The sequence below is a fragment of the Bacillus sp. FSL K6-0138 genome, from assembly GCF_037982765.1.
GTDB lineage: Bacteria > Bacillota > Bacilli > Bacillales > Bacillaceae > Bacillus > Bacillus glycinifermentans.
The window spans coordinates 2,907,861-2,924,816 of record NZ_CP150286.1 but is presented as its reverse complement, the minus strand read 5'-3'; the positions used below and the strand labels follow the sequence as shown (position 1 = coordinate 2,924,816).

Below are 16,956 nucleotides of genomic sequence, written 5' to 3'. Positions count from 1 at the left end.
TTAGTCTGAAAGCCCAAAGAAATGAAGCTTGGGGTGTTCGGCTTTGCAAACAAAAAAAACGTCACCGGATTTTTTACTGGTTATCATTACGTTATTACTGTTAACAATCGGGCTCATCATGGTATACAGCGCCAGCGCGGTATGGGCGACATACAAATATGACGATTCCTTTTTCTTTGCCAAACGGCAGCTGTTGTTTGCCGGCATCGGGATCATCGCCATGTTTTTCATTATGAACGTCGACTACTGGACGTGGAGGACGTATGCGAAAATCCTGATTATCGTTTGTTTTTTTCTCTTGGTCATCGTTCTCATTCCGGGGATCGGCATGGAGCGGAACGGATCGCGGAGCTGGATCGGCGTCGGCGCGTTCAGCATTCAGCCGTCCGAATTTATGAAGCTTGCGATGATCGCGTTTTTAGCCAAGTTTTTATCGGAAAGGCAAAAGAACATCACATCGTTCAGAAAAGGCTTTGTGCCGGCGCTCGGGATTGTCTTTTCCGCGTTTCTCATCATCATGATGCAGCCTGACCTCGGAACGGGAACGGTCATGGTCGGCACGTGCATCGTCATGATCTTTGTGGCCGGGGCGAGGATTTCGCACTTTGTGTTTCTCGGTCTGATCGGCCTTAGCGGCTTTGCCGCCCTCGTCCTGTCGGCCCCATACCGGATCAAAAGGATTACGTCTTACTTAAACCCGTGGGAAGACCCTTTAGGAAGCGGCTTTCAGATCATTCAGTCGCTTTACGCGGTCGGCCCGGGCGGACTTTTTGGCCTCGGACTCGGCCAGAGCAGACAGAAATTCTTTTATCTCCCTGAGCCGCAGACGGACTTTATTTTTGCGATTCTGTCGGAAGAGCTCGGATTTATCGGAGGATCGCTCATTCTGCTGCTCTTCAGCGTCCTTTTATGGAGAGGCATCAGAATCGCGTTGGGCGCGCCCGATTTATACGGCAGCTTCGTCGCTGTCGGAGTCATTTCGATGATCGCGATCCAGGTGATGATCAATATCGGAGTCGTCACCGGATTGATTCCTGTAACAGGCATTACCCTCCCGTTCCTAAGCTACGGAGGGTCATCGCTTACCCTGATGCTGATGGCGGTCGGCGTGCTGCTCAATGTCAGCAGGTATTCAAGATATTAGCGTCAACATCGTTTTGCCGGATAACCCTGTTCGAAAAAGCAGGGTTATCGTCATGTACATAAGAAATGAGGGGGAAACCAGATGCGGATCGTTGTAAGCGGAGGCGGAACGGGCGGACATATCTATCCCGCCCTCGCATTTATTAAAGAAGTCAAACAGCACCATCCCGACGTGGAGTTTTTGTACATCGGAACAGAGAAGGGCCTTGAGAAAAATATCGTCGAGCGGGAAAACATCCCTTTTAAAGCGATTGATATCACGGGCTTTAAACGAAAGCTTTCATTTGAAAACGTCAAAACGGTGATGCGGTTTTTAAAAGGAGTCAAGGAGTGCAAGAAGGAGCTAAAACGCTTTAAGCCCGATGCGGTGATCGGAACGGGCGGCTACGTGTGCGGACCGGTCGTATATGCCGCTTCGAAATTGGGAATTCCGACGATCATACACGAGCAGAACAGCCTTCCGGGACTCACCAATAAATTTTTATCCAAATATGTTGATAAGGTAGCCATTTGTTTTGAAGAGGCAAAAGCACATTTTCCGGCTGAAAAAGTTGTATTCACCGGAAACCCGAGGGCCTCTGAAGTCGTCTCAATAAAAGGGGCCCAGTCTCTCAAGTCCCTCGGGCTTCAGGAAAACAAGAAAACGGTTCTCATATTCGGAGGAAGCCGCGGCGCCGCTCCGATCAACAAAGCTGTGATCGGCATGCAGCAGGAGCTCAAAACACGGGATTATCAGGTTCTTTATGTTACAGGGGAAGTTCACTATGATAAAGTAACGGAAGAGCTAAATAAACAGGGCGCGGCCGAAAATATGGCCGTCAAACCGTTTTTGCATCAAATGCCGGAATATTTAAAAGCGCTGGATGTCATCGTGGCGCGGGCCGGTGCGACGACCATCGCCGAAATCACCGCGCTCGGCATTCCGAGCGTCCTGATTCCGAGCCCGTATGTTACGGCCAACCACCAGGAAGTCAATGCGCGCTCGCTCGGCGACCGGAACGCCGCAGTCGTTTTGAAAGAATCAGAGCTTAATGGACAGCGGCTCATTCAGGCGATCGATCATATTTTACAAGACGAAAAAACGTTACAAGAGATGAGCGAGCGTACAAAGTCCCTCGGTGTTCCAGACGCTGCCCAGCGTTTGTATCAAGTATTGAATGAACTAAAGCAAGCGAAATAAGTTTATAAGAGTTTTTGGAGGTTTTTCGATGGATAAGGTGATACAAGAATTAAAAGATCTTCAAGTCGGCAAAGTTCTGGAAAATGAACCGCTCGCAAATCATACGACGATTAAAATCGGCGGCCCTGCCGATTGTCTCGTCATTCCAAAGGACATTCAGGCCGTCCGGGATACGATGGAAGTCGTGAAAAAGCATGGCGTCCAATGGAGGGCGATCGGCAGAGGCTCAAACCTTCTCGTTCTTGATGAAGGCATTAGGGGCGTCGTCATCAAGCTCGGAGCAGGGCTCGATCATATGGAAATCGACGGCGAGCAGGTGACGGTCGGCGGAGGCTATTCCGTCGTGCGGCTGTCTACTGGCATCAGCAAAAAAGGGCTTTCAGGCCTTGAATTTGCATCAGGCATTCCGGGATCTGTCGGGGGAGCGGTGTACATGAACGCCGGCGCCCACGGCTCAGATATCAGCCGGATTTTGGTTAAAGCTTTAATTCTCTTTGAAGACGGGACGATGGAATGGCTGACGAACGAAGAGATGGAATTCAGCTACCGCACATCAATCCTGCAGAACAAGCGGCCGGGCATTTGCCTTGAAGCGGTTCTGCAGCTCGAACAAAAAGAGCGCGACGCGATCGTCGCACAAATGCAAAAAAACAAAGACTACCGGAAGGAAACGCAGCCTGTCTCAAACCCTTGCGCCGGAAGCATCTTCAGAAATCCCCTCCCGGATCACGCCGGAAGACTCGTTGAACAGGCCGGGCTGAAAGGGCATCAGATCGGCGGAGCAAAGGTTTCCGAAATGCACGGCAACTTCATCGTCAACGCAGGCGGCGCAACCGCAAAAGACGTTCTTGATTTGATTGCGTTTATCCAAAAAACGATTAAAGAAAAATACGATATCGACATGCACACGGAAGTTGAAATCGTCGGAGAAAAACGGTAAACGACAAGACCGCCTTATGATATAATGTAACAAAAACAAACGGCATCTTTAGTATGTCGTTTGTTTCGCTAACGGAAGTTTTTCATTTTCAAGGTTTGGAGACTTAGCGTCTTCTTCCCGAATAAATATAAGCAAATAAAAGTTTTTTTGTCTGCTTGATTGAACCTGAGGTGAGCCCAACGTGAAACCCGGTATTGATAAGGAAAAAGTAGTAAATATAGAAGAGCGGATTCCAAAAATCAAAGAACAGAGAAAGCAAAAGGCGAACCGCCGGCTGATCACATTTATTCTGCTTTTTTTTACGATGATGCTGATCATCATCTACCTTCAGACCCCGATCAGCAAGGTATCCGAAGTCGAGATCAAAGGCAATCAAAACGTTCCGGCAGACGACGTCATTTCACAGTCCCAAATCTATAAAGGGCAGACGGAATTCTGGAGCCTCAGTAAAGAAAAAACCGAAAAAAGGCTGGAGGAAAATAAATTAATAAAAAAAGCCGAAGTATCAAAAAAGCTGCCCAACAAAATCGCAATCTCGATCGAAGAATATAAGAGTATCGCGTTTTTGCAAAAGCATAATGTGTATTACTCGGTGCTTGAAAACGGGACGGTCCTCCCTGAAGAAGTGACGCCGACTGACAACGGACCGATATTGAACGGCTGGACGGAGGACAAAAAGCTCGTTCAAATGGCCAAACAGCTTGACAAACTCCCTGATTCAGTAAAGGATTCGATTTCTGAGATCGACTACGCCCCTCAAAAATCAAACCCTTGGCTTGTCAGGCTTTATATGAATGACGGCTACATCGTCACGGCTTCAATTAAAACGTTTGCGAAGAATATGAAGAACTATCCCGCCATCGTCAGCCAGCTTCCAAAAGGAGAAAAAGGCATCATCCATTTGGAAGTTGCGGCGTACTTCGAATCTCTGCAAAAGAAGTCCAAAGACAGCAAGAAGGAAGACGGACGTTGAAGAGACATACGGTCAACCTCTCACTTGCCATGCTCGTATTGGGTTTCCTTTTGTCTTTTTCCTACCAGTTCACAAAAGAAAACAAAGGCCGCGGAGAAGCCGCAGAAGACTGGAAAACGGAATATTCCCTCCGCGACCGGCTGATAACGGAGGAAAAGCAGAACAAAGCGCTGGAAAAGGAATTATACAAGAAACAGCAGGAAGTACAAAAAACAGAGGCATCGCTCAAAAACGAGAAAAAGGAATACTACAACATTGTTGAAGATGTTGAAAGATACAGAATGTTTGTCGGCGAAATCGGCGTTCAGGGAAAAGGCATTGAAGTCACGCTGAAAGATTCATCATATGTGCCGGAAGGGGAGAATGTAAACAATTATATTGTTCATGAAAGCCACATTTTCCGCCTGCTGAATGAATTGTGGATCTCAGGCGCGGCCGCTGTATCGATTAACGGACAGCGCGTGACGCATCATTCCTATATTTCCTGCAACGGACCGGTCATCACGGTTGACGGCACCCAGCATCCGGCTCCGTTTGTCGTTTCGGCCATCGGGGAGGCAGACGTGCTGTTCTCTGCGCTGAACATAGAGGGAGGCATCGTCGACCAGCTGACCCGTGACCATGTTTCAGTCAGCATCGAGAAAAAAGATAAAATCGAGATGGAGCCTCTTTTGAAACAAGGGGAATGAAGAAGAAAAGTTGGTGGGCGGATCTTGAAAAAACACGATCGTTTCGTCAGTTTAAGCGCTTTGATGCTCATATTCGGGATCATGCTGGCCGTACAGTTTAATTCCTTGAAGGAGCCAGAAGTCCGCGACACAAGGGATATTTGGCAGCTTCGCGAGGATTTAAAAAAGGAACAGAAAAAGCAGCTTGAATTGATCGGCGAAATCGACAAATACGAAAACATGCTCGGCACGTACAGCCGGGAGGAAGACCATTCGCGGACAAAAGCGCTGAATGACACCCTTCAGCACTTAAAAAAACAGGCCGGCTTCACCGATGTCACCGGCAGCGGCATCACGATCACGATCTCCCGGCTGTTCTCCGATGAATTAACGGGAGAGCCCCTCAAAAACCCGCCCCCTGATCTTTTGAAAAAGCTGATCAATGAATTAAACATGTATGAGGCGGAGGACATTTCCATCAATGACAGGAGGGTTGTCAATACGACCGTGATCAGAGACATCAATGGAACGACGAAAATAGACGGTTATCCATTGGACAACTATCCGATAACAGTAAAAGTCATTGGGAAAGACGCCGATAAACTATATAGCCGAATGAATGCTTCATCCCTTCAAGATCTTTTTGCGGGAGAAAATCTGGATTTGCAAATCAACAGACCTGAAAAACGCATCAAAATCAAGGCTTACGACGGTCAAATGCAAGTGGCACCATTGAAACCGCTCGAAAAATCAAAAGGAGAGAATTCCTAATGTGGCTTCCGGTTTTAGGGCTTTTGCTCGGAATTGCCATCGGGTTCAGCACGAACTTAACAATTCCGGAAGAGTACTCGAATTATTTGTCTTTAGCCATTCTCGCATCGCTTGATACGCTGATCGGGGGAATAAGGGCCCATTTACAATGTGTATACGATGAACTAGTTTTTGTGTCGGGCTTTTTTTTCAACATCATTCTCGCGATAAGTTTGGCTTTTCTGGGCGTTCATCTTGGTGTAGACTTGTATTTAGTCGGCATGTTCGCATTTGGCGTCAGACTGTTTCAAAACATAGCGGTCATCAGAAGAATATTGCTCGCCAAATGGACGGCCACAAGGAGAAAAAAATAAAAAAAATCGGATTTAAAAAAGGATATACATAGGATATAACGAATATTCACAGTAATCCTAAAAACTAAACAGAAGCGTGTTGGTTCGTTATTTATTGTTACACACTTGTAAAACCAGATTCATTGTATTGTTGTTCGGCAAATAATAGAATAGAATTGACTGAAATGTGAGGAGGTGCCATAGAATGAACAACAATGAACTTTACGTCAGTCTAGACATCGGTACGTCCAATATAAAAGTGATCGTCGGTGAAATGTCAGATGAATCGCTTAACATTATCGGAGTCGGAAATGTTCCCTCAGAGGGGCTGAAAAAAGGATCAATCGTTGATATAGATGAAACGGTTCATTCTATAAAAAAAGCGTTTGAACAAGCTGAAAGAATGATAGGTTTTCCGCTGAGACACGCCATTGTCGGCGTTAACGGCAACTACATCCATATCCAGGATACGAACGGGGTTGTGGCGGTTTCAAGCGAAAACAAGGAGATACACGTTGAAGATGTACGCCGGGTCATGGAGGCGGCCCAAGTCGTTTCCATCCCTCCAGAACAGCTGATTGTCGATGTGATTCCGCGGCAATTTATCGTTGACGGAAGAGGCGACATAACAGATCCGAAGAAGATGCTCGGCGTCCGCCTTGAAGTTGAAGGCTCGCTGATCACCGGTTCAAAAACGATTCTACATAACCTGCTCCGCTGCGTGGAACGGGCGGGAATTGAAATTACGGATATATGCCTGCAGCCGCTGGCTGCCGGATCTGTCGCTTTATCGAAGGACGAAAAAAACCTCGGGGTGGCTTTAATCGATATCGGTGGCGGCTCGACGACGGTTGCCGTATTTGAAAACGGCCATCTGCTCGCAACCCGCGTCGTTCCGCTCGGGGGCGAAAACATTACGAAGGACATTTCGATCGGTCTCCGCACGTCTACGGATGAGGCTGAGAGGGTGAAAAAACAGTTTGGACATGCTTTCTACGAAGAGGCGTCAGACGAGGAAGCATTCGAGGTCGCCGTGATCGGGACAGACCAAAAACAGACGTTTACCCAGCGGGAAGTGGCTGACATCATCGAAGCCAGGCTCGAGGAAATCTTTTTGTTTGTGGCGGAAGAGCTTCGGAGCATGGGGATTAAAGAATTGCCCGGCGGGTTCGTCCTTACGGGCGGACAGGCGGGAATGCCGGGTGTCCTCAGCCTCGCACAGGAAGTTCTTCAAAACAACGTCAGAGTGGCTAGCCCGAATTATATCGGCGTGAGGGAGCCCCAATACATGACAGGGGTCGGGCTCATCCAATTCGCATACCGGAACGCAAAAATCCAAGGCAGAAAAGTAGGCTTTAAAATGCCGGCGGAAGCGGTTCAGGAAGTCGCGGCAACTCACCAGAAAGAAGTGCAGCAGCGTCCGAAGCCAAAATCCAAGCAGCAGGCTCAACCTGAGAAAAAGCAAAGCAAAATGAAGAAAATATTTAACTTCTTTTGGGAATAGAGATTAGTCATTCGACGGATTAGGAGGATATAGCATGTTAGAGTTTGAAACAAATATAGACGGCTTAGCATCGATTAAAGTAATTGGAGTAGGTGGCGGCGGAAACAATGCCGTCAATCGGATGATCGAAAATGACGTTCAGGGAGTCGAGTTTATCGCGGTCAACACCGATGCTCAAGCCCTTAACCTTTCAAAAGCGGAAACGAAAATGCAGATCGGCGCGAAGCTGACGCGCGGCCTCGGCGCCGGTGCCAATCCGGAAGTCGGCAAAAAAGCGGCAGAGGAAAGCAAAGAACAAATCGAAGAAGCGTTAAAAGGCGCTGACATGGTGTTCGTTACAGCCGGAATGGGCGGAGGAACAGGAACAGGAGCCGCACCGGTTATCGCTCAAATCGCCAAAGACCTCGGCGCTCTGACTGTCGGCGTCGTGACAAGACCGTTTACGTTTGAAGGAAGAAAAAGACAGCTTCAAGCTGCAGGCGGCATTTCGGCAATGAAGGAATCGGTCGACACTTTGATCGTCATCCCGAATGACAGACTTCTTGAGATCGTTGATAAAAATACACCGATGCTTGAAGCGTTCCGCGAAGCGGATAACGTCCTCCGCCAAGGTGTTCAGGGCATTTCAGACCTGATTGCAACACCGGGACTGATCAACCTTGACTTCGCCGATGTCAAAACGATCATGTCAAACAAGGGATCTGCACTGATGGGTATCGGTATCGCCACAGGCGAAAACCGCGCTGCCGAAGCCGCTAAAAAAGCCGTTTCCAGCCCGCTTCTTGAAACGGCGATTGACGGCGCACAAGGCGTCCTCATGAACATCACGGGCGGAACGAACCTGAGCCTGTATGAAGTGCAGGAAGCAGCTGATATCGTCGCTGCTGCGTCAGATCAGGACGTCAACATGATCTTCGGATCTGTCATCAATGAAAACTTAAAAGACGAGATTGTCGTAACCGTTATTGCGACCGGGTTTATCGAACAGGAGCCGGATTCAGCAAAGCCGCAGAACAGACCTTTAAACCAAGGCTTTAAACAGCATCAGCCAGCTCCGAAGCGCGAACCGAAGCGCGACGAACAGGTCAGCATGCCTCACCGCAGCCAATCCCAGCCTGCCGAGGATACGCTTGACATCCCGACTTTCTTGAGAAACCGCAATAAACGCTAATGAATAAACAAGAGGCTGCTGATCCGTTCAGCAGCCTTTTAAAATTGAAACTCCATTGAATTCCCCCGAAACAACTAGAACAAAAGGCTTGCCGCTCAACACTGCCTTTCTGCCTAAAATCACGCAACGCCGGCAAGTACGGCGGACTATACCGTAAAAATGCGGATGCGTAAAAAGTATCAATTTATCGATCAATTGCAGCACGGTGACAAAAACCGACAAAATCTACGAGCTTTTTCTTTTACATTATAGATGCCTTCTTTTTTCTAGACATAGAAATGCAAGAAGCGGCAAATCGCGACTAGATTCGCAATGTAAAAGGAGGATGCCAGTTGAAGAAAAAGCCAATATATCGCACATTGACGTGCGCGGCAATTATCGGTGCACTGCTGGTGCCCGGGGCTGTTCAAGCCGACGGCGGCACAGCGGGGAAAGACGTGAAAGGACATAATAAAATATCAGACTCTCTTTACAAGGACTTTGAATCACACGAAAAGGTCACATTTTTAATTAAAATGAAAGATCAGGCCAATCCGCAGCAAACCGCACGAGTGGCAGAGACGAATGCCAAGGCGAGCATTATGACTAAGAAAAGGGTAAAAGAGCTCAAACGTTCGGCGGTTCTCACCTCTTTAAAGACAAAAGCCGAAAACACGCAAAAAGACTTGAAAACGTATTTGCAGACACAAACGAAAAAAGGTGCCGCATCGCAGGTGGAATCATTTTATATCGTAAATGGAATGGCGGTTACGGCTACAAAAGAAGTGATGGAAAAAATAGCGGCGTTTCCAGAAGTGGAGAAGGTGCTTCCAAATCAAACGATCAAATTGAGCGAAACGGAAAAAGCCGCAATCGATACAACGTCGAAAGCTTCATCTTCCGGGGCAGCGGCAAACATCAAGCAAGTGCATGCACCTGATGTCTGGAAAAAACGGTATAAAGGCAAAGGAACTGTCGTCGCATTGATCGATACCGGCGTTGAATGGGATCATCCGGCATTAAAGAAAAAATACCGCGGATATAATCCTTCAAAGCCGAACAGCCCGAACAACGAATATAACTGGTTTGACGCCACAAGCAATAAAAAAACGCCATACGACGATCTCGGCCACGGCACACACGTGACCGGAACGATGGTCGGATCAGAATCAGGCGGAAAAAACCAGATCGGTGTTGCACCTACTGCGAAATGGATCGCTGTCAAAGCTTTTTCACAAGAGGGCGGAAGTGAAAAAGACCTTTTAGAAGCGGGCGAATGGATTTTGGCGCCGAAAGATGCAAAAGGGAAACCGCACCCTGAAAAAGCTCCGGATGTCGTCAATAATTCCTGGGCCGGCGAACGCGGGCTTAATGAATGGTATCGCGACATGGTGAAGGCTTGGCGTGCGGCGGATATTTTCCCGGTATTTGCAGCTGGGAATGTGAGCGAAACCGAGCCGGGCGGACCAGGATCTGTCGAAAATCCTTCCAACTATCCGGAATCTTTTGCAATCGGAGCGGTTGACAGTACGAATACTTTAGCCGATTTTTCATTGCAGGGGCCATCTCCATACGATGAAGTCAAACCGGACCTTTCCGCTCCCGGCGTGAGCATCCGCTCAGCTTATCCGGGACACAGATACGCAACCATGGACGGCACATCGATGGCAACTCCGCATGTTTCAGGCGTTGTTGCATTAATGAGGCAAGCCGATCCGAACATCACCGTTGATGAAATCGAGCGCATTTTGCGGAAAACGGCGAAGCCTCTGACGGACGAAACGTTTAAAAGTTCGCCTAACAACGGGTATGGATACGGATTGGTCGATGCGCTAAAAGCGTTCAAAGAGGCCAAGAAATAAATATCTTCTCAAAAAAGACAAAACCTTTTACCGGTTTTGTCTTTTTTTAACTAATTTTAAAAAGCCATGACAAATAACGACAAAAAAATAAACCAATATTTACTATATTTAAAGGAACAACCCGGTCAGACAAAACATTACAAACGAGAGGGGGATGTCTGCTTTTACCCATTTTAATTGAAAAAGGGGGATTTCATTTGAAAAGAAAGCTGAAAAAGAAGGCCTTCTGCTCCATGTTAAGCGGGCTTCTGGCCGCATCTATGCTGATGCCCGCCGCTTCTGCCGCAGAATCGGCATCACCGCTCACTTCTTACAAAGAACAAGCAAAACAAAATGCTTCCATCAAGAAAAAAATTTCGTCATCTCTTGTCAAACAATTCAAAAAAGAAGATCAAGTCACGTTTTTGATTAAAATGAAAGATCAAGTCGACACGCAAAAAGTCGCGAAACAGGCGGAAAAGAAAGCAAAATCGAAATCTTTGAGCTCGGTGAAAGCGGAATATCAAAAACGCTCAGCAATTGTTTCGTCATTAAGAATCAAAGCGGATGAGACGCAAAGCCATCTTCAAAGCTATTTAAAAAAGCAAGCGAAAAAAGGCAAAGCAAAAGATATTCGCTCATTTTACATCGTGAACGGAATGGCGGTCAAGGCGACAAAAGACGTGATGGAGCAGGTGGCTTCCTTTCCGGAAGTCGAAAAAGTGCTTCCGAATGAAACGAGGCACCTGATCAAACCGGTCAACAAGTCCGTCAGCAAAAAATCGGTCCAGGCCAGTGACGGTATCGAATGGAACATTGATCAAATCGGCGCTCCGAAAGCATGGGAGGCAGGGTATGACGGAAGTGGAACCGTTGTCGCTTCCATCGATACGGGCGTTCAGTGGGATCACCCGGCGCTTAAAGAAAAGTACCGCGGATACGATCCGGCGCATCCTGACAGTCCAGATCACGAATTCAACTGGTTTGACGCAACAGCCGGAAGATCAGAGCCTTACGACGACCTTGAGCATGGAACGCATGTGACAGGCACAATGGTCGGCTCAGAGCCCGGCGGCAAAAATCAGATCGGAGTTGCGCCTGGAGCCAAATGGATTGCGGTGAAAGCTTTTTCCGAGGATGGCGGAACAGATGAGGATCTCCTCGAGGCGGGGGAATGGATTTTGGCGCCTAAGGACAAAGACGGGAATCCGCACCCTGAAATGGCTCCGGATGTCGTCAATAATTCATGGGCAGGCAATGCCGGTCTTGATGAATGGTACAGGGACATGGTTAAAGCGTGGAGAGCCGCCGACATTTTCCCTGAATTTTCCGCAGGCAATGTCGATTTCTTTAACCCGGGAGGCCCGGCTTCAATCGCAAACCCGGCAAACTATCCGGAGGCGTTTGCAACGGGTGCGACAGACATCAACAAGAAACTGGGCGACTTTTCTTTGCTTGGTCCGTCCCCTTATGATGAGACAAAACCCGAAATCACCGCCCCCGGCGTAAACATTCGTTCATCGGTTCCGGGAAGCGGATATCAAGACGGCTGGGACGGCACTTCAATGGCCGGGCCGCATGTCTCGGCGGTTGCAGCACTTTTAAAACAAGCAGATTCATCGCTTTCCGTCGATGAAATTGAGCAGATTTTAATGGATACGGCAACACCTTTGACTGACAGCAAATTTACCGAATCACCGAACAACGGGTACGGCCACGGGCTCGTCAATGCGTATGAAGCGGTATCAGCCGTCACGGTAGGACTCGGCAAAGCCGAAGGCAAAGTCGGAAAAGAAGGGGAAGACCAAAAGCCGCCGTCCGTAAGCCATGAAGCGCAGAAAGAGGTATTTGCAGGCGCCGATATTCCGTTTACGGCCGAAGCAGAAGATGACGTCAGCATCATCTCGGTCAAACTGAGCTATAAAACGGATTCTTCCGATTGGAAGACGGTAGATGCGAAGCGAATCAGCGGCGACCATAAAAAAGGTTCGTATGAAGCGGTCATTCCTTCTTTGGAAGGAAAAGTCCTCACCTATAAGTGGATCGTTACGGACTTCGGCGGAAATCAAACGGAATCTGACGTATATGAAGTACCGATATCCCCGGCGGTGTCAACCGGCTATAAACAAGATTTTGAGAAGCCTGCGCTCGGATGGTCAAGCTACGGCGAAAAAAACTCGTGGCAGCAGGGAGTCCCGGAATCAGGTCCGAAATCAGCCGCCTCAGGCAAGCAGGTATACGCGACAAACTTGACAGGGCCGTATGACGATTCAGCCAATATGAATCTTTTGATGCCTCCGGTCTACGTGCCAAAAAATCAAAAGCTGTTTCTTCATTTTAAGTACTGGCATGAATTTGAAGAGGACTTTGACTCCGGCTTCGTTTTCATACAGCCTGAAGGTAAAGAAGAATGGGTGCAGGTCATTCAATTCAATGGCGTGACGCCTGATTGGATGGATGAAGAAATCGATCTGTCACAATACGCGGGGCAGAAGATCAAAATCATGTTTAACCTTCAATCTGACGACAGCATTTCAAAAGACGGCCTTTACATCGATGATGTCGAACTCATCAAGGAACCGAAAGGCGTCGGCAAGAAAAGCCGCTTAGGCGTTGAAAAACGTTCAGCGGGCATGAAGGACAGAAATTCGAAAAAGCAGACGATCGATCCGAAAAAAGCGAAACCTGCTGATGCCATCGTGCGCGGGCAGCAGAACGGAAAAGCGTTACCGGCTGTGCTTCCGCTCAGAGCAAAGGTGAGCGTGCTCGAAACGGGAAAATCGACATACTCAAGCCAAGCTGACGGATCATACAGCATGGCTCATTCGCCGGGAACGTATACGATGAAAGCCGAGGCGTACGGATATGAGTCAAGCGCTCAAACCGTAACCATTGAGGCTGATAAGACGACAGCCGCCGACTTCGTGCTGAAGGAATTGAAAAAAGGCACGATCACGGGGACTGTGAAAAACAAAAAAACCGGAGAACCCGTTCGAAACGCAAAGTTGTACATCCTTGAAGATGCGGCCGTCAAACCGGTGCAAACCGATGAAAACGGCAAGTATTCATTAACGGCCTACGAAAATTCCTACACGGTAAAAGTCGGTGCGAAAGGGTATTACAGCAGCGAATTTACGGTTGACTTAAAAGGCGATGTCACAAAAGACATTGAGCTCGACCCTTATCTCGGCTATCCGGGAGAAATCGGCTATGATGACGGAACCGCAGAAAACGCTTATGCTTTTTATGACAAAGGCAATGCGTTCGCCGTCAAAATGACGCTTGACAAAGGACAGGAAAAAGCGATGCTGAAAGGCGGTAGATTTAAATTTTGGGGAGCCGATTTTCCGGATCCGGGCGGCACCGATTTTGCGGTCGAAGTCTATGATGCGTCAGGCGACAAAGGATCTCCGGGCAAAAAAATCGCCGGCCCGTTCAAGGGTGAAGCGCTGCGGAACGGCGATTGGACCGAGGTTGATCTGAGCGAAGAGGGCATTATCGTCGGGAAGGATTTTTATCTCGTATATGTCCAAACGAACGATATGGATCATTCCCCTGGCCTCGCCACTGACGAAGACGGGGAATACTCTGGACGGAGCTTTCAATTTACGGACGGCGCCTGGTCGAAAACGCCTGCAGAACAAGGCAATTTCATGATCCGTGCCCTCGTCGACTACGAGGTATCAGTCCCGGTTATCACATCGCCGAAAGACGGACTGGTCACCAATCAGAAAAAAGTCGTCATCGAAGGAACGTCTTCTCCGACAACGACCGTGCATCTGTTTAACGGCAAGGAAGAAATCGGAACGGCAGAAACAACAGGAGACGGCACATTTTCAAAAGAAATCGAGCTTCAAAAAGGAGAAAACGTCATAACCGCCAAAGCTTCCGCGGCTTCGGGAACGACGGATGCCTCATCTCCGGTGCGGATCATACTTGACCAGACAAAACCGCGGCTTTCCATTGATTCGCCTGAAGACGGATCGAAGCTTAACAAAGAAACCGTAACTGTAAAAGGCACCGTCTCAGACGATAATTTGGATTCGGTGAAAGTGAACGGCAAAAAAGCAACAGTTGAAAACGGCCAATATTCGGCCCGGATTCTCCTGGACAACGGGAAAAACGAAATCAAAGTGACAGCGGCTGACACGGCGGGAAATAAAACGACCAAAAAACGGACGATCGATGTAAACTTTGAAGCGCCGAACATTGCAAATTTAAAGCCGGATGAAGATCGGCAGCTGAAAACGGGAGAAACTGTAAAAATCGAGTTTGAAAGCAGCGCCGATTTGGATGCCGTGTTTGTCATCAGGATGCCGCTGACCAACGTAAAAACAGCTGCGCAAAACGTGACTGAACTTCCGCTGAGAGAAGTGTCGAAGGGCAAGTATGAAGGCTATTGGACCGCCACCTCGGCTTCAAAAGCAAAGGGAGCGGAAATCGAAGTCATCGTCCGCGATGATTACGGGAATGAAGCAAGAAAAACGGCAAAGGGCAAGCTGTATATAAATGAAAAACCTTAAATTAAAGGTGAAGCGCTGTCGGATGACGACAGCGCTTCTTCTTTTTGTCATCGACAAATTCGGTATGAATTTCTCAAAAAATGTACCATCTGCGCAACATTAATTGACAGACTTTCCCTTTGGGCTTGATTTATACTTATGAAAACAACTATGCAGGAAAGAGAATACGAACCGAAAGGGGACGGATGTGGAAGTTTATTTGGATGCGATTTGGCTGTTGAATTTTTGTTTTGACTTGCTGCTTTTACTGTTGACCGCATTTATGCTGAAGCGGAGGGTTAAAAAGCGGAGGCTGATCTTAGGAGCGCTTATCGCGTCAAGCATCGTTCTGTTCATGTTTACTCCTTTTTCGCCGTATGTCCTCCATCCGGCCGGCAAGCTGTCTTTTTCCATCGTAATCGTTCTTTCGACTTTCGGGTTTAAACGGTTTCGCTTTTTTTTGCAGCATTTGTTTTCTTTTTATTTTGTCACTTTTTTAATGGGAGGGGGAATCATCGGAGTTCATTCTTTGATGGAGACGGACTCGATCTTGGAAAACGGCGTCTTTATGACCAATTGGTCCGGATTTGGCGACCCTGTCAGCTGGCTGTTTGTTGCTGCGGGATTTCCGGCTGTCTGGCTGTTTTCCAAAAAGCGTTTTGAGGACGTGGAGGCGAAAAAGATCCAATACGAAGAACGCGTTTTGCTGGAGGTGGATGTCGAGGGGCATACGCTTCATTTTCATGGACTGATCGATTCCGGCAACCAGCTCTACGACCCGATTACAAAAACGCCTGTCATGATTGTCAATATCGGAAAGCTGAAAAGCATGCTTGGCGAAGAAGCAAGCACGGTCATCTTGGAAAACAGCCCGCTTGACGCCGTCGGCCTGCTCGATGACCGGTTTCCGCACTTCGGCCGAATCCGCTTGATCCCATACAGAGGCGTCGGCCATCAGCATCAGTTTTTGCTGTGTGTAAAGCCGGATCATGTGCTCATTTATACGAAAAAGGAGGTTCTTGAAGCGCCCAAATGCCTGATCGGCATCAATACGTCGCCGCTTTCGGCCGACGATGAATTCGATGCGATCGTCCACCCGAAAATGATGTCCGGCCATCCTGTCAAACGCGTTTCGTAAAACCTCGGGCCCCGTTACACTATCATACTCCCGGGGACGCTTATTTAGAAGGGGGAGGAAAATGAAAAAACTAAAATTAAGACTGACCTATTTATGGTATAAACTTTTAATGAAGCTCGGTTTAAAAAGCGATGAAATATACTATATCGGAGGAAGCGAAGCACTGCCGCCTCCATTATCGAAAGACGAGGAACAGGTGCTTCTCCATAAGCTGCCTGACGGCGATCAGGCGGCGCGGGCAATTTTGATCGAACGCAATTTACGGCTTGTCGTATATATCGCCAGAAAATTTGAAAATACGGGCATCAACATCGAGGATTTAATTTCGATCGGCACGATCGGCCTCATCAAGGCGGTGAACACGTTTAACCCCGAGAAGAAAATCAAGCTGGCTACATATGCTTCAAGGTGCATAGAAAACGAAATATTAATGTACTTGCGGCGGAACAATAAAATCCGTTCGGAAGTATCATTTGATGAACCGCTGAACATCGACTGGGACGGAAACGAACTTTTGCTTTCGGATGTACTCGGCACGGAAAACGACATCATCACCAAAGATATCGAAGCAAACGTCGACAAAAAGCTGCTGAAAAAAGCGCTCGAGCAGCTGAACGACAGGGAAAAGCAAATCATGGAGCTGCGATTTGGCCTTGTCGGAGGAGAAGAAAAAACGCAAAAAGATGTGGCGGATATGCTCGGTATTTCGCAATCGTATATTTCCCGGCTTGAAAAAAGGATCATCAAAAGATTGAGGAAAGAATTTAACAAAATGGTGTAATTTTTTATAAAAAAGTGAAGCATTGGCAGCAAA

Annotated in this window: 13 protein-coding genes; all 13 read left to right on the top strand. The window is 47.9% G+C overall.

Annotation, left to right across the window (positions count from 1 at the left end; translation table 11 throughout):
• Positions 1-43: 43 nt before the first annotated feature.
• Positions 44-1,144 carry a stage V sporulation protein E gene (gene spoVE / locus MHB78_RS15540; RefSeq protein WP_046130729.1) on the top strand — a complete coding sequence of 367 codons (1,101 nt, stop codon included), beginning with the start codon at positions 44-46 and terminating at the stop codon, positions 1,142-1,144.
• 81 nt (positions 1,145-1,225) lie between these two features.
• Entirely contained in the window at positions 1,226-2,323 is a 1,098-nt protein-coding gene (gene murG / locus MHB78_RS15535) for an undecaprenyldiphospho-muramoylpentapeptide beta-N-acetylglucosaminyltransferase (protein WP_046130728.1), read from the top strand.
• A gap of 28 nt (positions 2,324-2,351) precedes the next feature.
• Positions 2,352-3,263: a UDP-N-acetylmuramate dehydrogenase gene (gene murB / locus MHB78_RS15530; RefSeq protein ID WP_046130727.1), complete on the top strand. Its 912-nt coding sequence runs from the start codon at positions 2,352-2,354 to the stop codon at positions 3,261-3,263.
• 181 nt (positions 3,264-3,444) lie between these two features.
• The gene (locus MHB78_RS15525) at positions 3,445-4,236 is read left to right on the top strand and encodes a cell division protein FtsQ/DivIB (RefSeq protein ID WP_046130726.1); all 792 of its coding nucleotides are present in this window, start codon (positions 3,445-3,447) and stop codon (positions 4,234-4,236) included.
• The gene (locus MHB78_RS15520; protein WP_046130725.1) at positions 4,233-4,925 is read left to right on the top strand and encodes a DUF881 domain-containing protein; all 693 of its coding nucleotides are present in this window, start codon (positions 4,233-4,235) and stop codon (positions 4,923-4,925) included. Before MHB78_RS15525 ends, MHB78_RS15520 begins: the two co-directional genes overlap by 4 nt.
• Positions 4,926-4,988: 63 nt before the next feature.
• Positions 4,989-5,675, top strand: coding sequence for a DUF881 domain-containing protein (locus MHB78_RS15515; protein WP_231947487.1), 687 nt, complete (start codon positions 4,989-4,991; stop codon positions 5,673-5,675).
• Positions 5,675-6,028, top strand: a complete 354-nt coding sequence (locus MHB78_RS15510; RefSeq protein ID WP_046130723.1) for a small basic family protein — start codon at positions 5,675-5,677, stop codon at positions 6,026-6,028. The genes MHB78_RS15515 and MHB78_RS15510 overlap by 1 nt, the downstream gene beginning before the upstream one ends.
• Before the next feature lie 184 nt (positions 6,029-6,212).
• Positions 6,213-7,511 (top strand): cell division protein FtsA, encoded by a 1,299-nt coding sequence (gene ftsA / locus MHB78_RS15505; RefSeq protein WP_046130722.1) that lies wholly within the window; start codon positions 6,213-6,215, stop codon positions 7,509-7,511.
• A 34-nt stretch (positions 7,512-7,545) separates the two neighbouring features.
• Complete coding sequence (gene ftsZ / locus MHB78_RS15500) at positions 7,546-8,682, top strand: cell division protein FtsZ (RefSeq protein WP_046130721.1); 1,137 nt, start codon at positions 7,546-7,548, stop codon at positions 8,680-8,682.
• Positions 8,683-9,071: 389 nt separating this feature from the next.
• The gene (locus tag MHB78_RS15495) at positions 9,072-10,523 is read left to right on the top strand and encodes a S8 family serine peptidase (protein WP_315956999.1); all 1,452 of its coding nucleotides are present in this window, start codon (positions 9,072-9,074) and stop codon (positions 10,521-10,523) included.
• A gap of 197 nt (positions 10,524-10,720) precedes the next feature.
• Positions 10,721-15,025, top strand: a complete 4,305-nt coding sequence (locus MHB78_RS15490; RefSeq protein ID WP_046130720.1) for a S8 family peptidase — start codon at positions 10,721-10,723, stop codon at positions 15,023-15,025.
• Between the two features lie 187 nt (positions 15,026-15,212).
• Complete coding sequence (spoIIGA, locus tag MHB78_RS15485; protein ID WP_046130719.1) at positions 15,213-16,142, top strand: sigma-E processing peptidase SpoIIGA; 930 nt, start codon at positions 15,213-15,215, stop codon at positions 16,140-16,142.
• Between the two features lie 61 nt (positions 16,143-16,203).
• Positions 16,204-16,923 carry an RNA polymerase sporulation sigma factor SigE gene (sigE, locus tag MHB78_RS15480; protein ID WP_003181573.1) on the top strand — a complete coding sequence of 240 codons (720 nt, stop codon included), beginning with the start codon at positions 16,204-16,206 and terminating at the stop codon, positions 16,921-16,923.
• The last annotated feature ends 33 nt before the right edge of the window (positions 16,924-16,956 follow it).

Coding starts and splice junctions, on each gene's coding strand:
- murG (WP_046130728.1), top strand. CDS start 1,226: ATGCGGATCGTTGTAAGCGGAGGCGGAACGGGCGGACATATCTATCCC.
- murB (WP_046130727.1), top strand. CDS start 2,352: ATGGATAAGGTGATACAAGAATTAAAAGATCTTCAAGTCGGCAAAGTT.
- MHB78_RS15515 (WP_231947487.1), top strand. CDS start 4,989: ATGCTCATATTCGGGATCATGCTGGCCGTACAGTTTAATTCCTTGAAG.
- MHB78_RS15510 (WP_046130723.1), top strand. CDS start 5,675: ATGTGGCTTCCGGTTTTAGGGCTTTTGCTCGGAATTGCCATCGGGTTC.
- ftsA (WP_046130722.1), top strand. CDS start 6,213: ATGAACAACAATGAACTTTACGTCAGTCTAGACATCGGTACGTCCAAT.
- ftsZ (WP_046130721.1), top strand. CDS start 7,546: ATGTTAGAGTTTGAAACAAATATAGACGGCTTAGCATCGATTAAAGTA.
- sigE (WP_003181573.1), top strand. CDS start 16,204: ATGAAAAAACTAAAATTAAGACTGACCTATTTATGGTATAAACTTTTA.